The organism is Streptomyces sp. NBC_01241 (assembly GCF_041435435.1).
GTDB lineage: Bacteria > Actinomycetota > Actinomycetes > Streptomycetales > Streptomycetaceae > Streptomyces.
The window spans coordinates 3,986,172-4,007,202 of the sequence record NZ_CP108494.1; the positions used below are offsets into that span (position 1 = coordinate 3,986,172).

General features: G+C 71.6%; 19 protein-coding genes and 2 pseudogenes. 10 read left to right on the forward strand and 11 right to left on the reverse strand.

Translation table 11 applies throughout. The annotated features are described in order from the left end of the window. Positions 1-11: 11 nt before the first annotated feature. Positions 12-263, forward strand: a pseudogene (locus tag OG306_RS17630) (MFS transporter); the annotation flags it as partial. Then, complete coding sequence (locus OG306_RS17635; RefSeq protein ID WP_266747102.1) at positions 260-952, forward strand: pyridoxamine 5'-phosphate oxidase family protein; 693 nt, start codon at positions 260-262, stop codon at positions 950-952. The pseudogene OG306_RS17630 and the gene OG306_RS17635, both read left to right, overlap by 4 nt. Before the next feature lie 46 nt (positions 953-998). Here OG306_RS17635 and dnaN read toward each other — a convergent pair whose 3' ends face one another. Continuing rightward, positions 999-2,126 (reverse strand): DNA polymerase III subunit beta, encoded by a 1,128-nt coding sequence (gene dnaN / locus OG306_RS17640; protein ID WP_266747103.1) that lies wholly within the window; start codon positions 2,124-2,126, stop codon positions 999-1,001. Between the two features lie 370 nt (positions 2,127-2,496). On the opposite strand from dnaN, the gene OG306_RS17645 reads away from it, so the two are divergent. Next, positions 2,497-3,975 carry a helix-turn-helix domain-containing protein gene (locus OG306_RS17645; protein WP_266752276.1) on the forward strand — a complete coding sequence of 493 codons (1,479 nt, stop codon included), beginning with the start codon at positions 2,497-2,499 and terminating at the stop codon, positions 3,973-3,975. A 135-nt stretch (positions 3,976-4,110) separates the two neighbouring features. On the opposite strand, the gene OG306_RS17650 is transcribed toward OG306_RS17645, so the two are convergent. After that, complete coding sequence (locus tag OG306_RS17650; RefSeq protein WP_266747104.1) at positions 4,111-4,704, reverse strand: TetR/AcrR family transcriptional regulator; 594 nt, start codon at positions 4,702-4,704, stop codon at positions 4,111-4,113. Between the two features lie 112 nt (positions 4,705-4,816). Between OG306_RS17650 and OG306_RS17655 the strand changes: the two genes are divergently transcribed. Together OG306_RS17655 and OG306_RS17660 are read left to right on the forward strand one after the other, a co-directional pair. Then, positions 4,817-5,638, forward strand: a complete 822-nt coding sequence (locus OG306_RS17655; protein WP_266906190.1) for an SDR family oxidoreductase — start codon at positions 4,817-4,819, stop codon at positions 5,636-5,638. 48 nt (positions 5,639-5,686) lie between these two features. Next, positions 5,687-6,021: pseudogene (locus OG306_RS17660) on the forward strand (phosphate ABC transporter substrate-binding protein); the annotation flags it as partial. 71 nt (positions 6,022-6,092) lie between these two features. Here OG306_RS17660 and OG306_RS17665 read toward each other — a convergent pair. Then, positions 6,093-7,376, reverse strand: coding sequence for an adenylosuccinate synthase (locus OG306_RS17665; RefSeq protein WP_371665472.1), 1,284 nt, complete (start codon positions 7,374-7,376; stop codon positions 6,093-6,095). Between the two features lie 185 nt (positions 7,377-7,561). Here OG306_RS17665 and OG306_RS17670 point away from each other — a divergent pair, with 185 nt between their 5' ends. After that, positions 7,562-8,419 (forward strand): diacylglycerol kinase family protein, encoded by an 858-nt coding sequence (locus OG306_RS17670; protein WP_266747106.1) that lies wholly within the window; start codon positions 7,562-7,564, stop codon positions 8,417-8,419. Positions 8,420-8,487: 68 nt separating this feature from the next. Further along, a complete protein-coding gene (locus OG306_RS17675; protein WP_266747107.1) occupies positions 8,488-9,909 on the forward strand; it encodes a hypothetical protein in 1,422 nt (473 codons plus the stop codon). Positions 9,910-10,000: 91 nt separating this feature from the next. On the opposite strand, the gene OG306_RS17680 is transcribed toward OG306_RS17675, so the two are convergent. Continuing rightward, on the reverse strand, positions 10,001-10,546 hold the full coding sequence (locus tag OG306_RS17680) for a GbsR/MarR family transcriptional regulator (RefSeq protein ID WP_266747108.1): 546 nt from the start codon (positions 10,544-10,546) through the stop codon (positions 10,001-10,003). A gap of 99 nt (positions 10,547-10,645) precedes the next feature. On the opposite strand from OG306_RS17680, the gene OG306_RS17685 reads away from it, so the two are divergent. From OG306_RS17685 to OG306_RS17695, 3 genes are all read left to right on the forward strand, one after another. Next, positions 10,646-11,569: an ABC transporter ATP-binding protein gene (locus OG306_RS17685; protein WP_266747109.1), complete on the forward strand. Its 924-nt coding sequence runs from the start codon at positions 10,646-10,648 to the stop codon at positions 11,567-11,569. Then, positions 11,566-13,206 carry an ABC transporter permease gene (locus OG306_RS17690; RefSeq protein ID WP_266747110.1) on the forward strand — a complete coding sequence of 547 codons (1,641 nt, stop codon included), beginning with the start codon at positions 11,566-11,568 and terminating at the stop codon, positions 13,204-13,206. The genes OG306_RS17685 and OG306_RS17690 overlap by 4 nt, the downstream gene beginning before the upstream one ends. Before the next feature lie 147 nt (positions 13,207-13,353). Beyond that, complete coding sequence (locus OG306_RS17695) at positions 13,354-13,644, forward strand: hypothetical protein (RefSeq protein ID WP_266747111.1); 291 nt, start codon at positions 13,354-13,356, stop codon at positions 13,642-13,644. A gap of 94 nt (positions 13,645-13,738) precedes the next feature. Here the strand turns inward: OG306_RS17695 and OG306_RS17700 are convergent, their stop codons facing one another. The 7 genes from OG306_RS17700 to OG306_RS17730 form a co-directional block, all read right to left on the reverse strand. Continuing rightward, on the reverse strand, positions 13,739-14,986 hold the full coding sequence (locus tag OG306_RS17700) for a cytochrome P450 (protein WP_266747112.1): 1,248 nt from the start codon (positions 14,984-14,986) through the stop codon (positions 13,739-13,741). Positions 14,987-15,098: 112 nt separating this feature from the next. Further along, positions 15,099-15,779 (reverse strand): response regulator, encoded by a 681-nt coding sequence (locus OG306_RS17705; RefSeq protein ID WP_266747113.1) that lies wholly within the window; start codon positions 15,777-15,779, stop codon positions 15,099-15,101. After that, positions 15,776-17,125 carry a sensor histidine kinase gene (locus tag OG306_RS17710; RefSeq protein ID WP_266747114.1) on the reverse strand — a complete coding sequence of 450 codons (1,350 nt, stop codon included), beginning with the start codon at positions 17,123-17,125 and terminating at the stop codon, positions 15,776-15,778. The genes OG306_RS17705 and OG306_RS17710 overlap by 4 nt, the downstream gene beginning before the upstream one ends. A gap of 104 nt (positions 17,126-17,229) precedes the next feature. Next, positions 17,230-18,105, reverse strand: coding sequence for an alpha/beta hydrolase (locus OG306_RS17715; protein ID WP_266747115.1), 876 nt, complete (start codon positions 18,103-18,105; stop codon positions 17,230-17,232). Positions 18,106-18,205: 100 nt separating this feature from the next. Next, positions 18,206-19,435: a kynureninase gene (kynU, locus tag OG306_RS17720; protein ID WP_266747116.1), complete on the reverse strand. Its 1,230-nt coding sequence runs from the start codon at positions 19,433-19,435 to the stop codon at positions 18,206-18,208. Beyond that, positions 19,428-20,276, reverse strand: a complete 849-nt coding sequence (locus OG306_RS17725; RefSeq protein ID WP_266747117.1) for a tryptophan 2,3-dioxygenase family protein — start codon at positions 20,274-20,276, stop codon at positions 19,428-19,430. Before OG306_RS17725 ends, kynU begins: the two co-directional genes overlap by 8 nt. Before the next feature lie 256 nt (positions 20,277-20,532). After that, on the reverse strand, positions 20,533-20,946 hold the full coding sequence (locus tag OG306_RS17730) for a DUF3151 domain-containing protein (RefSeq protein WP_093899369.1): 414 nt from the start codon (positions 20,944-20,946) through the stop codon (positions 20,533-20,535). Positions 20,947-21,031: the final 85 nt, after the last annotated feature.

Genomic DNA, 21,031 nt, shown 5'->3' on the forward strand with positions numbered 1-21,031 from the left:
GCAACCGGCCAGGCCAGGACTACCTGCCCCGGCGTGTGGGCACCGCAGGGGGCATCACTCTGGGCCTGGCCGTCAGCATCGGCGGTATCGCCGGACCGGTCATCGGCGCCGTCGCCACCTCCTTACAGACCGCCCTCGCACCGCTGATCGTCCTGCCCGCGGTCGGCCGGATTCTCCTGCGTACCCTGAACGAGCCCGAGTTGCTCGATGCGGCCACCGGCCGCCCGTCGGCCACGACACAAGCAAAGGACCCGAACCCGTGACCGACACCGTGAGCGTTCCGCCCCATGACCGGCAGCTGCCGGAGACCGCACGCACCCGCCACCGCCGCCTCCGTGAGCAGGGGAGCCTCGACCGCGACGTACTCGACGCGATCCTCGGGGCCGGCTTCGTCTGCCATCTCGGTGTCACCGTCGACGGAAACCTCCTGGTGGTCCCCACCGTCTACGGCTCCGACGGCACCACCCTCTACTTCCACGGCTCCGTCGCCAGCCGCAGCCTGGTCGCCTCCCCCGAAGCGACCGTCTGTGTCACCGTCACCCATGTCGACGGCCTCGTCCTGGCGCGTTCGGTCTTCGAGCACGGCGTCAACTACCGCAGTGCCATGGTCTTCGGCATCCCCCGCCTGATCACCGACCCGGACGAGAAGCTCGCGGGCCTGCGCTGCCTGACCGAGCAGGCGACACCCGGCCAGTGGGACTACGCCCGCCGCCCCAGCCGCAAGGAACTCGCCGCGACGTCCCTGCTCGCTCTGCCGCTGGACGAGGCATCGGTGAAGATACGTACCGGGGCACCGGACGACGGCGACAGCGAGGACGCACAACTCGGCCTGTGGGCGGGCGTGCTGCCCCTGCACACGACCTGGGGCGAACTGCAACCGGACCCCCTGCTGCCCCCGGGCATCCAGGCCCCGGCCCATCTGAGCCAACGGGCCCGCACAGCGATGGACTGAACCGAGCCGGGCGCTCACGGGGCGTCCGGGGCGTATCCGGACCGCGCTAGACCAACGGCCTGGCCGACATCAACAGATGCTGGTGGACCGGGCGCGCCGCCTCGTCCGCCGCGTCTGCCCGGGAGGCCCATCCGGTGACCATCGCCCGCTGACCTGGGCCCAGCAGCTCGAACCGGACCACGGGTGCGTCGAACGAGGCCAGGGCGTCCATCAGATACGACGGGTTGAAGGCGACCGTCAGCTCGTCGGTGTCCCCGAGCGCGGCGGGCAGACGCTGGGAGGCGACATCGTCCTCGTAACCCGCCTGAAGGAGCACCGAGTCGCCGGAGAACGTCAGGTGGAGCGGGCTGCCGCCCTCCGCGACCACGGCGACGCGCTTGACGGCCTCGACGAGGGGCGCCCGGTCCAGGACCGCGCGGGCGGGGTCCGTCATCGCGAACAGCTTGTCGTGGCGCGGCAGTCGGCCGTCCAGCAGACGCACCGTGGTCCGCATCCCGGCCAGTTCGAATCCGACCGAGCCGCCGTCCAGAGCGAGTTGGACCATTCCGGCCCGGCTGAAGGAGCGGGCGATCTCGGTCAGCCTGCGGGCGGAGATCACGACATCGGCCGAGACGCCGTCCTGCCCGGGTTTCCACGCAAGCGTGCGTACGGCAAACCGGTAGCGGTCCGTCGCAGCGAGGGTCATCGTGTCGCCGTCGAGCGCCAGCCGGATACCGGTCAGGGTCGGCAGCGTGTCGTCCCGGCCGGCCGCCACCGCGACATGGGCGACGGCCACGGCGAACTCCTCCGCGTCCACAGCACCGAGCACCTCCGGCAGCGGCGGAAGCGCCGGATAGTCGTCGAACGGCAGCACCGAGAGCCCGAACCGGGCGCTGTCACCGGCCAGCGAGAACCGTGAGCCCTCGACCTCGCACTCCACCGCACCCTCGGGCAGCACCCGGCACACATCGAGCAGCCGGCGGCCCATGACCAGCACCTTCCCGGCCCGTACGGTCTCCGCCTCCACCTCGATGCACGCGGACGCCTCGTAGTCGAGGCCCGAGATGCGCAGCCGCCCGTCGGCCGCCTCCAGCAACAGCCCGCCCAGCACGGGAACGGGCGAGCGCGTGGGCAGCACCCGGGCCGCCCAGGCCACGGCGTCGGTCAATGCGCTGCGCTCCATACGGAACTCCATGACGGCGGCCTCTTCCAGTCGTCTCGGATCGTGATCGTGAACGTGGTCCTGATCGTGATCCGACCCTAGGGGCCGCCACTGACAACGCGAGAAGAAGCGAACCGGTTGCGGCCGACGACAGCGACCACCCCCGTGAGCCGCCGTCCCCGTGCCCCTCCCCCGAAGGGGGCCGCAACCGTGTTCGGACTCTAGGACTTCGAGTAGGCGACAGAAAGATTCAGTTCGCACTGTGTGGGCCGCCGGGGGTATCAGTCCGCACAGCCAGACCGGTACGCTGCACTCCGGTTTTTTTGGCATGAGCGCAATAACGCAGGAACACAGAAGCGGAGGACGCGTGCACGCGCGGGAACGGGCCGACGACGTACTGCGGATGTACCGGCTGGCCCGATCCGGCGGATCGCAGGAGCTCCTGCGCTGGGTGTCCGGCCGGGCGGAGGGCTGGGCCGGACTGCTCGACGGTGACGGCACCGTTCTGCACGGCGTGACCCGGCCCCCGGACCGTACGGGCGTCGAGGCCGCCGCGCTGGCCACCGAGGGCGTGAGGGAACTGGCGTCACTCGGCGCGCACTCCTTCTCGTTCGACAGGGGGCCGCACACCGCGTTGTTGTTCCCGCTGGACGGCCCGCCGAACACCTCTCCCCCGGTCCTGGCCGTCGTCGCCCCGCGTCCGCTGCCGGACGGGCTCTCCACACTGCTCTCCGACGCGGCGATGCCCCTCGCCATGTGCTGGGCCGCGGAGACCGTGGAACGCAAGCGCCGCCGTGTCGACCTCGCGGAGTCCCGCAGCCGGGAAGCGGTGCTGCATCTGCTCATGACCGGCCAGCTGTCCATCGCGCATCAGGTGGCAGGTGCTCTGAAGCCCACGCTGCCCGACCCCGTCCGGGTGTGCGTCGTGGAGTGCCCGGGCGGGCGCCGGGACGAGGTGGCACGGATCTGCGCGGAACTCTCCGGCGGCCGGTCCTGGATCGTGCGGTGCCCGGTGTACGCACGCCATCTGATCCTCATCGCGCCGGCCGACCCGGACGCAGCCGAACAGCCGCTCGGCCGCCGGGTCGCGGATGAGGTGGACGAGTGCGTGGTGGGGGCGAGCGAGGACGTGCCGCTGTCCGACACGGCGACCGGTTACCGGCAGGCGTTCCACGCCCTGGCCGTGGCCCGCGGACTGCCCGTACGGCACGCCCGTTTCGGCTCGGCGCCGGAGGCCGCCCTGGTCGTCGGTGCGGCCGGTGCGCGGTGGGCTGACGCGCTGCTGCGCCCTTTGCTCACGTATCTGCCGCGGCGCAGCCACGACCCGGGCAGCCAGGAACTCGCGGCGACCCTCACCTCCTGGCTCGCGTTCTCCTCGCATGCGACCCAGCACCTGAAGATCCACCGGAACACCCTGACCGCACGGCTCCGGCTGATCGGCGAGCTGCTCGGCCTCGACCTGAACCGGGTCGCCGACCAGTCCGCCCTCGACCTGGCCCTGCGCATCCGCGCCACGCCGACCGTGTCCGGGACGGTCCGCCCGGACGAGGCGACGCCGGAGCCGTCCCACCGACTGGACGACGTCCTGCGCGGCCCGGCCGCCCAGGAATGGGCGGCCCAGCAGCTGCGCCCGCTCACCGCGTCCCGCTCTTACCGGACCGCCGCCGACCCGCGGGCAACGCTCCGCACCTGGCTGGAGTGTGAGGCCCAACTCGGCCCGACGGCCGCCACGTTGGGCATTTCGGTGCCGGGGGCCCGTAAACGCCTCGCGCGGCTTGAGTCGATTCTTCAGCGCTCGCTGCTGCAGACGCCGAGCGCTCGTTACGACCTGTGGCTGGCCTTCCGGGCCCTGGACATCGCGGGAGCGGACGCCGCCCGATGAACCGAAACGGGGGCGTGTCCGGCCGGGCCGGGCACGCCCCCGTCGGGTGGGGGGGATCCACAGCTGTGAAGCATGCGGAACGTCGGACCGGTCGGCCGGTCAGCGGCCGGCAGTACTTGCGCCCGGCCACGCGCGTCAGGTCAGGGAGTCGAGCCAGCGGACGAGGCGGGCACCTTCACGGGTCATGATCTCCGGATCGCGCAGAGCGCTGGAGAGCAGCGACATGCCCTGGTAGGCGCCGACAAACGTCAGCGAGAGACCCTCGGGGTCGGCCGCCCCCAGCTCACGGAACTGCTGCTCCACCCAGTCCAGCAGCCGACGGATGACCTGGCCCACCGACAGGTCGAGACCGCCCTCGGCGCACTTGTCGAGTTCGACGGCGAGGGTGCCGGTGGGGCAGCCGTAGCGGGCCGCGGTGTCGCGCTGCCCGACCCACGCATCCACGAGGCCCTTCAGGCGTTCGCGCGGATCGGCGAGCTGATCGAGGCGGCCGGTGAGGGCTTCCAGGTACCTCGTGTGTTCGGAGAGGGCGGCTTCGACCAGCTCACCCTTGGTCTTGAAGTAGTAGTACACGTTGCCCGCCGGGACGTCGGCGGCGTGGGCGATGTCCGCGATGGTCGTGCGTTCCACGCCCTGCTCGTGCAGGACCCGGGCGGCAGCCGCCGTCAGCCGCTGCCGCTTTTCGGCAGCCTTCGTCCGGGGACGCCGGGAATCCTTTGAGTCAGTCACCCGACTGACTATAGACAGCAACCGGTCCGACTGTGCTAGCGTCCCGTCAACGAAATAAGTGAGTCGACTAACTAACTCGACTCACCGACTCTTCTCAACGAGGGAGACCGGCATGATCGTGGTGACAGGTGCGACCGGGAACGTCGGGCGGGCGCTGGTGCAGATGCTTACCGAGGCCCGGGTGCCGGTGACGGCCGTGGCCCGGCACATCACCGACGCCGATGTGCCGCCGGGGGTTCGGGCGACGGCTGCCGACCTGGCCGAGCCGGCCGGTCTGCAGGTCGCGTTCGACGGGGCGGAGGCGCTGTTCCTGCTGGTGGCGGGCGACGACCCGCACGGCATTCTCGAGGTGGCGAAAACCGCCGGGGTCCGCAAGGTGGTGCTGCTGTCCTCGCAGGGTGCGGGAACCCGTCCGGAGGCGTACCGGCATCCCCTTCTGTTCGAGACGGCCGTGCGGGAGTCCGGGCTCGACTGGACGGTTCTGCGGTCGGGCGGGATGGACACCAATGTCCTCGCGTGGGCCGAGTCGATCCGTACCAGGCGGGAGGCCGCAGCACCGTTCGGTGACGTCGGTCTGCCCTTCGTCGACCCGGCCGACGTGGCCGCGGTCGCCGCCGCTGTCCTGCACGAGGACGCTCACACGGGTGCCACATACACCCTGACCGGTCCCGCGCCGACCACCCCGCGCGAGCGGGCGACGGCGATCGCGGCCGCGCTGGGCGAACCGGTGCGGTTCACCGAGCAGACCCGCGAGGAGGCCCACACGCTGATGGCGCGGTTCATGCCGCTTCCCGTGGTCGAAGGAACGCTGGCCATCCTTGGCGAACCCACCGAGGAGGAGCAGCGGGCGAGCCCCGACGCCGAGCGCGTCCTGGGCCGGGCGGCGGGCACCTTCGCCGCGTGGGCCGAACGCAATGCCGCGGCCTTCCGCTGAGCACTCCGAACCGCACCGCCGGGCCGGGCAGTCCCAAGTCATCCACGGCGCTGCGAACTCGACTCCACCGAACAGGTCCTGGCCACCGTCGGCCGACTCGACGGCGCGATCGGCTACAGCGAACTGCGCTCCGGAACCAAGCTGCCGGGAGCGCACCAGCTCGCCATCGACTCCACCGTCCCGTCCGCCGACACGATCGGCTCCAGCACGTACCCGTACCGGAGATCGAGTACGCCTACACTTACGGCCAGCCGCCCGCCGACTCCCTGGCCTCCAGCTTTCTGGGCTGTCTGAGCCGGGGGAACGGCCAGGACGTGATCCGTACGCACGGGCCCCTACCGTGCGCGACACCGCAGGGGCTGCGGATCTGCGGCGAGGACTGACGGGACGCCAGGAGGGCCGGGACTCACCGTCCCGGCCCTCCTGGCGCGTTCGCAGCTCCTTGCAGAAACTCCTACAGGAAGGATTTGATCTCGATGGTCTCGGTGCGGCCGGGGCCGACACCGATCGCGGAGATCGGGGCGCCGGACATCTCCTCCAGCGCCTTCACGTACGCCTGAGCGTTCTTCGGCAGATCGTCGAAGGTCTTCGCCTTCGTGATGTCCTCGGACCAGCCCGGCAGCATCTCGTAGACCGGCTTCGCGTGGTGGAAGTCGGTCTGGCTGTACGGGAGTTCCTCGACACGCTTGCCGTCGATCTCGTACGCGACGCACACCGGGATCTGCTCCCAGCCGGTCAGCACGTCCAGCTTGGTGAGGAAGAAGTCGGTGAGACCGTTGACCCGGGTCGCGTACCGCGCGATGACCGCGTCGAACCAGCCGCAGCGACGGTCGCGGCCGGTGGTGACACCGCGCTCGCCGCCGATCCGGCGCAGCGCCTCGCCGTCCTCGTCGAGCAGCTCCGTCGGGAACGGGCCCGCGCCGACGCGGGTGGTGTACGCCTTGAGGATGCCGATGACCCGGCTGATCTTCGTCGGGCCCACGCCGGCACCGGTGCAGGCGCCGCCCGCGGTCGGGTTCGACGAGGTGACGAAGGGGTACGTGCCGTGGTCGACGTCGAGCAGCGTGCCCTGACCGCCCTCGAAGAGGACGACCTTGCCCGCATCGATGGCGTTGTTCAGGACCAGCGTCGTGTCGGCGACGTACGGCTTGATCTGCTCCGCGTACTGGAGCATCTCCTCGACGATCTTGCCGGGCTCGATCGCGCGCCGGTTGAAGACCTTGGCGAGGAGCTGGTTCTTCTGCTCCAGGGCCGCCTCGACCTTCTGCTCCAGGATCGACTCGTCGTAGAGGTCCTGGACGCGGATGCCCACGCGGTTGATCTTGTCGGCGTACGTCGGACCGATGCCACGGCCCGTCGTACCGATCTTGCGCTTCCCGAGGAACCGTTCCGTCACCTTGTCGACCGTGACGTTGTACGGGGTGATCAAATGGGCATTGCCGCTGATCAGCAGCTTGGACGTGTCCACGCCGCGGTCGTTCAGCCCACTCAGCTCGGAGAGCAGGACGGCCGGGTCGACGACGACACCGTTTCCGATGACCGGGGTACACCCCGGCGAAAGGATTCCGGAGGGGAGGAGATGAAGTGCGTACTTCTGGTCACCTACGACCACCGTGTGGCCGGCATTGTTGCCGCCTTGGTAACGCACCACATAGTCCACGGATCCACCGAGGAGGTCGGTGGCCTTTCCCTTGCCCTCGTCACCCCACTGAGCACCGAGCAGCACAAGTGCGGGCACAGGCGTACACCCCTTCCGGGCGGGGCATGTCCAAGGTCAGGGGGCGTACGTAAACGTCGTACATGCCGTACGAGATGTACGACAAGGCCTGAACCGTCGAACCGGGTGCCCCGGAATAGACGAAGCCCCTGGCGCAATAGCGCAAGGGGCTCTTGCACCAAGATGCTACCCGAGGAAGGACCGAGGTGTCGGCTGCCCAGCCCCCCGGCGACGGTGCGCACCAGCTGCTGGTGCTCATCGACCCGGTAGCCCGCCGGACCGACGGCGAGTCCGTCCGTATCGCGAAGGACGTGCTCAGTGCCGGTTCGCACGCCAAAATCTGCCTGCCCGACGGACCCGAGGAGTTCGCGCGGGCCTTGTCCCGCCGGGGAAGTCGGCGGCCGGTGGTGGTCGGCGACGACCGGGCGCTGCGGCGGGCGGTGGCCCTGCTGCACCGGGAGCGGGAGCCTGCCGGGACTGCACTCGCGCTGATCCCGGTCGGCGCGACGGCCGCGCTGGAACTCGCCCATTCGCTCGGCGTGCCCCGGGGCGCGGTGGCGGCGGCGCGTACCGCGCTGGACGGTGCCGTCCGCAAGCTCGACCTGCTGGTCGACGACAGCGACGGCGTCGTCCTGGGCGCGGTGCGCATCCCGGCCTTGAGCGCGCTGCCCGGCGAGGTGGCCGACCGTACGGGGGTCACGGCGGTCTGGGACACCTGCCGCTCCCTGGTCCGCACCCTGGTGCGCCCCACCCCGCCCCCGTTCCCCGCACCACCACGCACGCACCGGCTGCGGGTCGAGGCGGACGGTGTCCTGCTGAACGATCTGGACCGCCCGGTCGAGTCGGTGACGGTCACTCCGCAGGGCGGTGACGGCGGCCTCGCGGAGGTGGTGATCCGCCCTCCGTCGGCCGACCCGGTCACGGCGGAGGCGAAGGCCGTCACGGTCTCGGGCGCGGACTTCCGCTACCGCGCGGACATACAGGTCGGCGGCCCTGTACGGACGCGGACGTGGACGGTGCGGGCGGGCGCCTGGGGGCTGATGCTGCCGGTGGTCGAGGGGTAGCCTCCGGCGCGGGGCACGTCGGACGGGCCAGGCGGGCCGGCGAGGCCGGGCAGAAGGGCGGGCTGGGGATGTCGGACGGTTCGGGCGAGGCGGACGGACCGGGGACGGGCGCGGGGGCGGTGCGGTCGCGCCCGGTCGCGCTGGACCTGCCGGGGACGGCGGACGCGCTGGAGCGGTACCGGACCTCGGCCTGGCGCTGGTTCGGCGGCGGCGCGGTGGGGGTGTGGTCGGTGGTGTACATCGGGGTGTGTCTGGACGGATGGCCCGGGTCTCCGACGCTCGGCGGTTTCAGCGGGGCGTTGCTGGCGGGCGGGGCCCTGGTGCGGCACCGGGCCCGGCAGATGCGGCGGGTGCTCGGCGCCGGGCCGTGGGTGGCCCACTCCTCGGTCGCCCTGCAGCGCGGCAGCAGCGGGGCTGCGGTGGTGCTGAGCGGGCCCGGAACGGATGAGCTGCTTCCGCTGGCCCCGTCGACGCCGCAGTGGCGCTTCCCGCTGCTGAACGACCCCGGCGGGATGCTGTGGTGGTGCGGCGATCCCCGCAAGGGGGGTGTGCTGGCGCCGCCCGGCGGTACGGAACTGATCTGGGCGAAGCCGGTGCGAGGCCGCCGGGCCCGTTCGATCGCGGCCCGCCCGCAGGTCAGCGACCTCCGCACGCGCCCGGCCCCACCCCAGCCGCAGATCGCTACGGGCGCTATGAGTCATGCGGGCGGTACGGATGGTACGGGCGATGCATACGTTACGGGCGCTATGAGTCATGCGGGCGGTACGGGCGATGCATACGTTACGGGCGATGTGGGTGATGCGGGCGTGGTCGGGGCGGCGGAGGCTGTCACGGCCGCGGAGGCGGAGGCGGCGGCAACGGTTCCGGCGCCGGTGGCCCAGGCGCGGAGGCGGCGGCCCTGGTGGCGGGGCGTCTTCCGCTGGGTGTTCGTCCTCGGCTGCCTCCTCATGGCGCTCGCCACCTGGTGGTCGGCGGCGTCCGACGACGACCCGTACGTCGACCTGACGGTGATCGGTGAGCGCGGCGACGGCCGCTGCGTCGTGCGGTGGACCGATCCGTTCGGCGGGCAGGAACGCACGGGGCTGTTCCACTGCGCCCGGTACCGAGCCTCGGTGGAGGGCTACGAGAGCGGCTTCGCCGTGTCGTACCCGCCGTTCAAGGGCGATCTGTACGACTTGGAGCTGCGTGGCACCCCGGCCTTCGTGGTGACGGACGTCGTCGGGTTCAGCGGGCTGGCGCTGATCGCGTTCGGGGCCGTCGGCGGGGTGGTCCGGCTGGTCGTACAGGGGCCGCTGCACAGCCGGAGACTGCCACCGCACGCGCTGCCCGACCGCCCGTGGGCGCGTAGCGGCCCGATCGCCGGACCGGACGCTGGGCCGGGCGCTCGACCGGGCGCTCGACCGGGCGCCGGACCGGATGCCCGGCCCGACGCGGAGCCCGACGCGGAGCCCGACGCGGAGCCCGGCCCCGCGCCCGCGCCGCCGCGCTGAACGGGATCCTGGGGCTCCACACCACCCGGCGGACATTCGGCATCGGGCGTGCGCGATCCGGTTACCTACCCCGATTTACGCCTGCCCACCGTTACTCGCGCCCGCTCACCGTCGGGAGATCGAGCGTCTTGCGGTGCTCGCTCCAGCGGTCCATCACCCCGCCCAGCTCCGCCTGCATGAACTCGAAGAACGCCGCTGTCTCGGCGAGCCGGGCGCCGGCCGGGGTGTGCTCGCCCAGGGTGCGGGCGCCTTCCTTGAGCGTGCTCTCCCAGCGGGTGAGCACCCGGTCGCGCTGGGTGAAGGTGGTGTACCAGACCTCGTCGTGCAGGCGGTAGCGGTCGCGGCGCGAGCCAGGGTCGCGCTCGCGGCCGACCATGCTGACCTGCGTGAGGTAATTGACCGCGCCGGACACGGCCGCAGGGCTGATCTGCAGCGCCATGGCGAGCTCGGCGGAGGTCATCGACCCGTCGTCGTCCGCGAGGAGCGCGGCGAAGACACGGGACGCCATCCGCTGCATCCCCGCCTCGGTCATCTCGGACGCGAACCGCTCCACGAACCGCGACACGGCCTCCGCGTCGCGCTCATCGCGCGCGTTCTGTTCGGTTTCGCGCGTGTTCTGTTCGGTTTCGCTGGTCATCGCCCGTCGTCTCCCCTGATTCCCGGCCCCCGCCGTGAGCCCAACTTTATACGCTTCCTTAACTTCACAACTTTGTGAAAGTAGCGTACTTTCAGAAACATGACGAAGGCGATCACGGTGGCCGGGCTGCACAAATCCTTCGGCCGGACACACGCACTGGACGGCCTCGACCTCACGGTCGAGACGGGCGAGGTCCACGGCTTCCTCGGGCCCAACGGGTCCGGGAAGTCCACCACCATCCGGGTGCTGCTGGGTCTGCTGCGGGCCGACTCCGGCGCCGCCCAACTGCTCGGCCGCGACCCCTGGATCGACGCGGTGGAGCTCCACAGACGCGTGGCGTACGTTCCGGGTGACGTCACGCTGTGGCGCAACCTCTCCGGCGGCGAAGTGATCGACCTGTACGGGCGGCTGCGCGGCGGCCTCGACCCGGCCCGGCGCGCCGACCTCGTCGAGCGGTTCGAGCTCGATCCGACGAAGAAGGGGCGTACGTACTCCAAGGGCAACCGGCAGAAGGTCGCCCTCGTCGCCGCGTTCGCCTCCGATGTGGATCTGCTGATCCTCGACGAGCCGACGAGCGGGCTCGATCCACTGATGGAAGAGGTCTTCCAGGGCTGCGTCGCCGAGGAGCGGGCGCGCGGGCGGACGATCCTGCTGTCCAGCCACATCCTCAGCGAGGTCGAATCGCTCTGCGACCGGGTCAGCATCATCCGCCAGGGGCGGACGGTGGAGACGGGGTCGCTGGCGGACATGCGCCACCTGACCCGTACGAACATCAGCGCCGAACTGGCCGGTGCGCCCAACGGGCTCGCGCGGCTGCCCGGCGTCCACGACCTCGACGTCCAGGGCCTGCGGGTCACGCTCCAGGTCGACACGGACAAGCTGGACGCCGTCCTGAAGTCGCTCTCCGCATCGGGTGTACGGACGCTGACCAGCACCCCGCCCACCCTGGAGGAGCTCTTTCTGCGTCACTACGCGGCCGGTGCGACCGACAGCGGCGAGGGTGCGGGGGTGGCGGAGCGATGACTGCCGTGACCACGACCGTGCCGGCCGGGGCGGGACGCCGGGCCGGGGCCGGGACCGGGGCGGGACAGCTCGCCGGTACCTGGCTCCTGCTGAGGCTCGCGTTGCGGCGCGACCGGATCATGATGCCGATCTGGGTGATCGTGCTCGGCGGCTCCTTCTCCTCCGTCGGCGGATCCTTCGCCTCGCTGTACGACACCGCCGCCGGACGCGCCGAACTCGCCGCGTCGATGAACGCCAACAGCTCGCTCCGCGCGCTCTACGGGCCGGTCTTCAACGACTCCGTCGGCGGGCTCGTCAGCTGGCGGATGGTCGGCTTCGGTGGAGCGATGGCGGCCGTGATGAGCCTGATCGTCGTCATCCGGCACACCCGCGAGGAAGAGGAGACCGGCCGTCAGGAAATGCTCTCCTCCGCCATGGTGGGGCGTCGCGCCCCGCTGACCTCCGCGCTCCTCGCCGCGCTGATCGCCAACGCCGCGCTGGCGCTGGTGATCGCGGCCGGTATGGCCGGGTCCGGCGCGGGCGGCGCCGGAGCGGTGGCGCTCGCCCTGGCGGTCGCCGGGATCGGTGTGCTGTTCGCCTGCACCGCCGCGATCACCGCGCAGTTCACCGAGAGCGCCCGGCTCGCGAAGGGTCTCACGGCGGCGGTGATCGGTGCCGCTTTCGTCCTGAAGGCGGCGGGCGACTCGGCGACGGGCGACGGCTCGTCCGTGCTGACCTGGCTCTCCCCCATCGGCTGGGCGGAGAACGTGCGCGCGTACGCGGACGAACGCTGGTGGGTGCTGCTCGTCATCGCCGCCGCCGTCGCCGTCCAGGCCACCCTCGCCTACTCCCTGACCGGACGGCGCGATGTCGGCATGGGCTTCCTGGCGACCCGGCCCGGCCCGGCGCAGGGGCGGATCTCCACGGCGTTCGGTCTGGCGCTGCGGCTCCAGCGAGGTGCGCTGATCGGCTGGACGCTGTCCTTCGCCGCGGCCGGCGTCGTCTTCGGCGGGCTGACCGGCGGGGCGGCGGACCTCGTCGGCGACAACGCGAAGACGAAGGAGATCTTCGAGCGGATGGGCGGACAGGCCGGTCTGACCGACGCGTTCCTCGCGGCGATGGTCTCCATGCTCGGGATGGTCGCCGCGCTTTACATCGTCGCGTCGGTGCTGCGGCTGCACGGCGAGGAGACCGCCGGGCGCGCCGAACCGGTGCTGGCGGGCGGGGTCGGCCGGATCGGGTGGGCGGCCAGTCATCTGGTCATCGCGTTCGGTGGCGCGGCCCTGATCATGGCGGTGGGCGGCCTCGGCCTGGCCGCCGGTTACGGACATGAACTCCCGGCCGTGCTGGGTGCGTCGCTGGTGCAACTGCCCGCGGTCTGGCTGCTGGGCGGGATGGCAGTCCTGCTGTACGGGGCGCTCCCGAAGGCGGCCGTGGCGTCCTGGGGCGTGGCCGGGATATGCCTGGCGCTGGGGTGGATCGGGCCCGCGGTCAATCTGCCGCAGCCGGTGATGGACGTGTCCCCGTTCACGCATCTGCCGAAGCTGCCGGGGGGCACGGGGATGGAGTGGGGGCCGGTGCTGGCGCTCACCTCGGCTGCGGTGGTGCTGGTGGGGGCAGGGATGACAGCGCTGCGAAGACGCGATGTCCTCACGTGACGGGGAAGGGCGGCACGGAGAGCGGCGGCGAGGGCGGCCTCGGGATGAGGACGGGACTGCCCCGGAAGTGCAACCTTCCCGTGGTGCGCACGCGTCCCCCGGATCGTGAAGAACCGAAGCGAAGCCGTCCGGGGAGTCGTCGGATGCATGGTCGCCGCCGCCGGTGGGGTTGCGGGGATGCTCGCCTGGGCCCCCTACGGCCGGCGCGGCATCTTCGGCGGCTTCGAGGGCGTGTCGAAGTGGGATGTGCTCTGGTTCGGGCTGCCGGTCATGACTCTCGGCGGCATCGCTGCCGGAATCACCCTCTTCGCCCTCGTCCAGGGAAAGTGGCGGCAGGCGCTCGGGGCGGGGGTGCTCCTCACGGCCCTCGTCGGCTTCGGGGTCGCGCTCGACGTCCTGGCCGGCCCGCCACTGAACTGCGATCCGGGGCCGTGCTGAGTCCCGGCCCCGCCCCTGCCTCACCCTCCCCCGTCCGCCAGCCGTCATCCCCCATCGCCCTCCGCCCTCCGCCCTCCGCCGTTCGCTCACTCCGTCACAGCTCGACGCGCAGTTCCTTCAGGCCCCTGATCACATAGCCCGGGTTCCACTCGGGTTCGGCCGTCAGGCACAGGTTCGGGGCCCGGCGCAGCAACTCACCGAAGGAGGCGGCAAGTTCGACGCGGGCCAGCGGGGCGCCCAGGCAGAAGTGGATGCCTGCGCCGAAGCTGATGTGCGGGTTCTCCCGGCGGGCCAGGTCCAGGGTGTCGGGGGCCGGGAAGCGGGCCGGGTCGCGGCTGGCGGAGCCGAAGAGGAGGGCGACCTCGGAGCCACGCGGAATGACCGTGCCGTCGATCTCGATGTCGTCGAGGACCCAGCGCTCGAAGAGCTGGAGCGGGGTGTCGTACCGCATCAGCTCCTCGATCGCCGTCGGCAACAGCCCGTGGTCGGCGCGCAGGGCGGCCAGTTGCCCGGGGTGGCGCAGCAGGGCCCACCAGCCGTTCACCGTGGTGTTGACGGTCGCCTCGTGGCCCGCGTTGAGCAGCAGGACGCAGGTGGAGATCATCTCCTGTTCGCTCAGCCGCTCTCCCTCGTCGTGGGCGGCGATGAGTGCGGAGATCAGATCCGAACCGGGGTTCTTGCGCCGCTCCTTGATCAGCTCGCGCAGATACGCGGAGAAGTCGAGCGAGGCACGGACGGCGGCGCGGGCGGTGTCGTCGGACGGGTTGAGTTCGTACATGCCGCAGATCGCCGCCGACCAGGGCCGTAGCGGGGCGCGGTCGGACTCCGGGATGCCGAGCATCTCGGCGATGACGGCGACGGGCAGCGGCTCGGCGACCGATGTGAGCAGATCGCCGCCGCCCGCCTCGACGAACGAGTCGACCAGCCCGGCGGCGAGCCGTCGGACGGTCGGGACGAGCTGCTCGACCGTACGCGGGGTGAACGCCTTGGAGACCAGGCGCCGGATCCGGGTGTGGTCGGGGGCCTCCAGGTCGAGGAGCCCCTGCCCGTTGAGGGTGTGGAAGGGCTCGTGCTCGGCGGGCGGCGGCGTACGGCCGAACTCCTCGTGGGTGAAGCGGTGCAGGTACGTACGGCCCAGGCGGCGGTCGCGCAGCAGGGCGGACACGTCGGAGTGGTGCGGTACGAGCCACTGGTCGGTGGGCTCGAAGTAATGCACCCGGCCGGTGGCCCGCAGCCCGGCGTAGGCGGGGTACGGGTCGGCGACGAACGCCGGCGACCAGGGGTCGAAGGGGCGGACGGGTTCGAAGGAGCCATCGGCCGCGGAACGGGAAGACGGGTACATGTACGGACGCTAACCGGGCGGGACGGCCGCCGACCACCCTCCCCGGACGCCCCACCACCGACCCGCCTCGCCTCGGCCCAGCCCAGCCGGGCCCACCTCTGCCCACCTCCGCTCAGGAAGGTGTGACCAGCCGGGCCTCGTACGCGAAGACGGCCGCCTGCGTGCGGTCGCGCAGCCCCAGCTTCACCAGGATGCGGCTCACATGTGTCTTGATGGTGGACTCGGCGACCACGAGACGGGAGGCGATCTCCGCGTTGGACCGGCCCTGGGCGATGAGCACGAGCACCTCCGTCTCGCGCTCCGTGAGGTCGCCGACCCGGGCGAAGGCGGGCGGGCGCGGGACCTCGGCGAGCTTGGAGAACTCGTTGATCAGCCGCTTGGTGACGGTCGGGGCGAGCAGCGCCTCACCGCCGGCCACCACTCGTACGCCGTCGGCGAGTTGACGGGCGGAGGCATCCTTGAGCAGGAAGCCGGACGCCCCGGCCCGCAGCGCCTGGTACACGTACTCGTCCAGGTCGAAAGTGGTCAGCACCAGCACCTTGGCGTCCGCGTCGGCGGCGACGATCTCGCGGGTGGCCTCGATGCCGTTGAGCTCGGGCATCCGGATGTCCATCAGCACCACGTCGGGGCGCAGCGCCGCGACCTGCGCGATGGCCTGCCGGCCGTCGACGGCCTCGCCGACGACCTCGATCCCCGGCATGGCGTTGAGCAGCACCGAGAACCCCTCGCGGACCATCATCTGGTCGTCGACGATCAGCACCCGGATGGGCGGGACGGCGGAGGTGGCGGTCATACCTGCTCCACCTGCGCCTTGTGCGACTCCTGCGCCTTGTGCGTCTCATCCGTATCGCGGGCGGGCTGGACGGGGATGAACACGGTGATCTCGTAACCGCCCTCCGCCGTCGGCTCGGCCGTCATGTCGCCGTCCAGCATCGCGACCCGCTCCCGCATCCCCGTGATCCCGTGGCCGGCCCCCGGCGAGGGCTTCACCGGACCGGTCGGCGGCCCGTTGACGACCCGCAGACCGAGTCCGCCCAGCACATAGCCGATCTCGACCTTGGCGGTGGCGCCCGGTGCATGGCGCAGCGTGTTGCTGAGGGCTTCCTGAATGATCCGGTACGCCGACAGCTCGACGCCCTGCGGCAGTTCACGTACGGCGCCAGTGATCGTCTTCTCCGTCTCCAGACCCGCCTCGCGCACATTGACGAGGAGCCCGTCGAGCTGGGCGAGGGTGGGCTGCGGGGCGTCCGGCGCCTGGTAGTCCTCGGCCCGTACGACGCCGAGGACCCGGCGCAGTTCGGTGAGGGCGGCGACCGCGTTCTCCCGGATCGTGACGAAGGCCTGCTCCAGCTCGGGCGGCGGATTCTCCACCCGGTACGGGGCGGCCTCGGCCTGGATTGCGACGACCGACATGTGGTGCGCGACCACGTCGTGCAGCTCCCGGGCGATGGTGGTGCGCTCCTCCAGGAGCGTGCGCCGGTCGCGTTCCACGGCGGTCACGGTGCGCTGCACGGTCACCTCGCGTTCCGCGTCGCGACGGATCTGCACCACGGTCACCACCAGCAGCGCGAACGCGGACACCACGGCGAAGGCAGTGGTGTTCGACGTGGGGTGCCAGCCGACGTTCTCCAACACGGTGCCGAGCAGCACCGTGAAGCCCCACATCCAGGCAGCCGTACGGGGGCGGGTCCGGGCGGCGACCACGACCAGCACCGTCAGATGCGAAAGGAAGGCGCTCGGCGTCCAGGGCCAGGAGCCGCCATTGACGACCGCCGTCAACGGGGTGAGCGCCATCGATATCCAGAACGCACCGACCGGCCTGACCAGTGTCATCAGCACGGTGACCGCCGGAAGCAGCGCGAGCACGATGACGTCGGGCACGAAAGGCAGCCCGCCGGAGTCCACCGAGACGAGGCCCATGAAGGCCACGAACAGCGCGACCGCCCCGACCAGCGCATGGGGTGTCCAGACGGCACGCTCACGCATCCGCTTCGGCAGCCGTCGCACCAGCGGCCCGTCGGTCCGCATCTGCTGCAGCGGACGGTAGGCGAAGGCGTTACGGAACAGGTCCTGCCGCAGGCCATCCAACGCCCCGGCGGCCACTCGGTACTCGGGGCTTCTTCTCTTGGTCTCGGTCACGTTTCCACGGTAGGGGCCGAACCGGCGCGGGTCGTCAGCAGTGATACGGATCCTGCGCCGTCCGTCTCAAGTACTACGGGGCCCGCACCGCCGTCGGCCCCCGCTCACCAGGCAAGCTGGGCGAGCTCCTCCGCCACCACCGCACACGCGTCGCTCGCCGGATCGATCAGCGGATAGTGGCCGACGTCGGGCAGCAGAGTCAGGCCCACCGTCTCGCCCGCCTTTGCCGCCGCGTCGACGAACGCCTCCGCGACGGCCTGCGGCACATCGACGTCGGTGGTGCCCTGCACGACGGTGGTCGCGATGCCGGTGGGCAGCAGCACGGCCGGGTCGGCGTGCGCGGCGCGCTCCTCGAAGTCCTCCTCGCGGCCGAGGAACTGGCCGACCGCCCCCGAGCAGACGTTCAGCTCGACGGCCGTGGTGAAGTCGGCGATCGGCGCGAGGGCGACCACGCCCCGCAGCGGCGGCGGTGCGGGCAGCCGCCACGGCGAACCCTCGGGCAGTACGTGCCGGGCGGCGGCCCACAGGGCGAGCTGCCCGCCGGCGGAGTGCCCGGTGACGACGATCCGCCGGGCATCGGCCTCCGGGAGCTCCCGGGCCAGCAGCGCCGGCAGCGCGTCCATCGCCGCGGCGACATCGTCGAAGGTCTCCGGCCAACGGCCCGCGACCGGACCGGAACCCCGCTGCTGCGGGATCTCGCTGCCCCGCCGGTACTCGACACTGGCCACGGCGAAGCCGCGCCGGGCCAGGAAGTCCGCGAACGGCGACACATGCTGCCGGTCGTACGGCGCCCGCCACGATCCGCCGTGCAGGACGACCACGACCGGCGCCCCGGTCCGCCCGTCGCGCGGGGCGTAGAAGTCGATCAGCTGGTCGGGGTGGTTGCCGTAGCCGGCGGATGTGTCGGGGGCGACCGGTGGATGCGAGAGGGCCGACTCGGTCTCGGCTGCGTCACGATCACGCGCGGCAGAATCCGACATGCTGCTCCAACCGTCCTGTAGCTGAGCCCAACTGGCCTGACCTGCGGGGACGGTACCAGTACGGAAGGCTCCCGTCCCCGCCGAGGATCACGGCAGGAGCTCAGCTCCCCCCGGAGGCGTCCGCCTGCTCCTCCGGGGACCCCTCCGCCAGCACCTCACCCAGCACTCGCGCCGCCCGCTCCACGTCCGTGAAACCCACGTACAGCGGGGTGAACCCGAACCGCAGCACGTCCGGCCGCCGCAGATCCCCGACGACGCCCCGTGCGATGAGCGCGCTCATCACCGGCTCCGCGTCCTCGCACCGCAGCGCGACCTGACTGCCGCGTTCCGCGTGCGCGGCCGGGGTGAGGGAGGTGACCCGGCCTTCGGGCACGTACGCGGCGACACACTCCAGGAAGAAGTCCGTCAGCGCCAGGGACTTGGCCCGTACCGCCTCGACCGGCACTCCGTTCCACACGTCGAGCGACGCTTCGAGCGCCAGCATGGACAGGATGTCGGGGGTGCCGACCCGGCCCCGTACCGCACCGTCCGCCGGGGCGTACCCGGGTGTCATGCCGAACGGGTCGGCGTGCGACGTCCACCCCGGCAGGGGCGAGTCGAAGGCCGCTTGGTGGCGCTCGGCGACGTACAGGTAGGCGGGCGAGCCGGGGCCGCCGTTCAGGTACTTGTACGTACAGCCGACCGCGAGGTCCACGCCGTGCGCGTCGAGCCCGACCGGCAGGGCGCCCGCGCTGTGGCACAGGTCCCAGACGGCGAGGCCACCCGCCGCGTGCACGGTGGCGGTGAGTCCGGGCAGGTCGTGGAGCCTGCCGGTGCGGTAGTCGACATGGTTGAGCAGGACGGCGGCGGTACGCGGACCGAGGGCGTCCGGTACGTCGGCGGGGGCGACCGGGACGAGCCGGTGGCCGGTCATCCGGGCCGCGGACGCGGCGATGTACCCGTCCGTGGGGAACGTCGTCGCGTCGACGAGGATCTCGTCGCGTCCACCGGGCGCCAGCCGGGTCGCGGCGACGACGGCCTTGAAGACGTTCACGCTGGTGGAATCGGAGACGACGATCTGCCCAGCGGCGGCCCCGACGAGCGGGGCGATCCGGTCGCCGATCCGCTCGGGCGCGGTCCACCAGCCGCTCTCGTCCCAGGACCGGATGCGCAGCTCGCCCCACTCGCGGGTGAGGACCTCCTGCACCCGGGCGGGTACGTGGGCGGGCAGCGCGCCCAGCGAGTTGCCGTCGAGGTAGACGGTGTCGTCGAGGGTGAACAGCTTGCGCAGATCGGCGAGCCGGTCGGCGGCGTCGAGTGCCGCGGCCCGCGCGGCGAAGGTCTCAGACATGGCTGCGCGCCGTCCACAGCTCGGGGAAGACGTTCTTCGTGGCCCGCTTCTCCAGCCACGCGACCCCGGCGGAACCGCCGGTCCCGGTCTTCGAGCCCATCGCCCGCCGGGTGGCGACGAGATGATCGTTGCGCCAGCGCCACACCAGTTCGCCGACGTCGGTCAGCGCCTCGCCGAGCCTGACCAGTTCGTCGTGCTGGTCCGGGTTGGCATAGATCGCCGCCCAAATGGCCTCGACCTCGGGGGACGGTTCGTACTTCTGCGTGAGGTCCCGCCCGAGCACGGCCTGCGGTACGGGGTGGCCGCGCCGCGCGAGCAGGGCGAGCACCTCGTCGTACAGGCTCGGTTCGGCGAGCGCCTTCTCCAGCTCGGCGTGGACGCGGGGCGCGCCCCGGTGCGGCACGAGCATGGACGCGGACTTGTCGCCGAGCAGGAACTCCATCCGCCGGTACATCGCCGACTGGAAGCCGGAGCCCTCGCCGAGGGCGGCGCGGTAGGAGTTGAACTGGGCGGGGGTGAGCTGGGCGAGCGGCGTCCAGGAGGCGTTGAGCGCCTCCAGTTCCCGCACCGACCGCTTGAGCGCGTCGCGTGCGACGGTCAGCCGGTCCTCGCGCAGGGCGTGCGCGGCGGTCTCCCACTCGTGGACGATGACGGTGAACCACAGCTCCATGACCTGGGTGGTGACCAGGAAGACCATTTCGCCCGGGTCGTCGGAGCGAAGGTGCTGGAGATGGGTCAGGACATCGGCCTGGACGTAGTCCTCGTACGGAGTCGTTCCCGCGAAGTCGAGGTGCGGGGTCTGCGCACCGGTGGCTTCGGGGTCGGGGTGGATCGTCGACATTGCTGTCTCCTCGACACGAGCTTCCGGGTAGCGGTCCGCCCCTTCCGTGAGGTGGTGGAGCTCCGGTCCCCTGTCGGCATCCTAGACGGGGCCCGCGCGAGTGCGCAGACCCCGCAGACGTGGGGCTCTGTCTGCGGGGTCCGGTATGTGTGCGACCGGCCCGGTACGACCAGTGAACGTTCAGCCGTGAACGTCTGAACGCCTGAATCTCGGAACGCCTGAATGTCTGAACGCCGGAACCGGAACGCCGGAACGTCTAGCCGAGGGTCTCCGCGGCGGTCGGCGAGGAGTCGCGGAGGAACGTCGAGCAGCGCTCGTACTCCTCCTGCTCACCGATCGCCTGGGCGGCCCGCGCCAGGGCGTGCAGGGCGCGCAGGAAGCCGCGGTTCGGCTCGTGCTCGAACGGTACGGGGCCGTGGCCCTTCCAGCCGGCCCTGCGCAGCGCGTCGAGGCCGCGGTGGTAGCCGGTACGGGCGTAGGCGTACGACTCGATGACGCGGCCGCCCTCGAACGCCTCGTCGGCGAGCTGTGCCCAGGCCAGGGAGGAGGTCGGGTACTTCGCGGCGACATCGGCGGGGGCCGTGCCGTTCGCGAGCAGCTCGCGCGGCTCCGGGTCGTCGGGCAGGTGGGTCGGGGGAGGTCCCCCGAGCAGGTTCTCGTGGATCGACATGAGTTCAAGTGTGCCTGTCACCTGCGCGCCGGGGTACCCGGGAGCCGTACGGAGGGCCGGATCACGCCGGGAGGTGCCCGGGTGC

Coding starts and splice junctions, on each gene's coding strand:
- OG306_RS17690 (WP_266747110.1), top strand. CDS start 11,566: ATGACTGCCGTGACCACGACCGTGCCGGCCGGGGCGGGACGCCGGGCC.
- OG306_RS17695 (WP_266747111.1), top strand. CDS start 13,354: ATGGTCGCCGCCGCCGGTGGGGTTGCGGGGATGCTCGCCTGGGCCCCC.
- OG306_RS17680 (WP_266747108.1), bottom strand. CDS start 10,546: ATGACCAGCGAAACCGAACAGAACACGCGCGAAACCGAACAGAACGCG.
- OG306_RS17715 (WP_266747115.1), bottom strand. CDS start 18,105: ATGTCGGATTCTGCCGCGCGTGATCGTGACGCAGCCGAGACCGAGTCG.
- OG306_RS17675 (WP_266747107.1), top strand. CDS start 8,488: ATGTCGGACGGTTCGGGCGAGGCGGACGGACCGGGGACGGGCGCGGGG.
- OG306_RS17645 (WP_266752276.1), top strand. CDS start 2,497: ATGTACCGGCTGGCCCGATCCGGCGGATCGCAGGAGCTCCTGCGCTGG.
- OG306_RS17700 (WP_266747112.1), bottom strand. CDS start 14,986: ATGTACCCGTCTTCCCGTTCCGCGGCCGATGGCTCCTTCGAACCCGTC.
- OG306_RS17725 (WP_266747117.1), bottom strand. CDS start 20,276: ATGTCGACGATCCACCCCGACCCCGAAGCCACCGGTGCGCAGACCCCG.
- OG306_RS17685 (WP_266747109.1), top strand. CDS start 10,646: ATGACGAAGGCGATCACGGTGGCCGGGCTGCACAAATCCTTCGGCCGG.
- OG306_RS17705 (WP_266747113.1), bottom strand. CDS start 15,779: ATGACCGCCACCTCCGCCGTCCCGCCCATCCGGGTGCTGATCGTCGAC.
- kynU (WP_266747116.1), bottom strand. CDS start 19,435: ATGTCTGAGACCTTCGCCGCGCGGGCCGCGGCACTCGACGCCGCCGAC.
- dnaN (WP_266747103.1), bottom strand. CDS start 2,126: ATGGAGTTCCGTATGGAGCGCAGCGCATTGACCGACGCCGTGGCCTGG.
- OG306_RS17655 (WP_266906190.1), top strand. CDS start 4,817: ATGATCGTGGTGACAGGTGCGACCGGGAACGTCGGGCGGGCGCTGGTG.
- OG306_RS17730 (WP_093899369.1), bottom strand. CDS start 20,946: ATGTCGATCCACGAGAACCTGCTCGGGGGACCTCCCCCGACCCACCTG.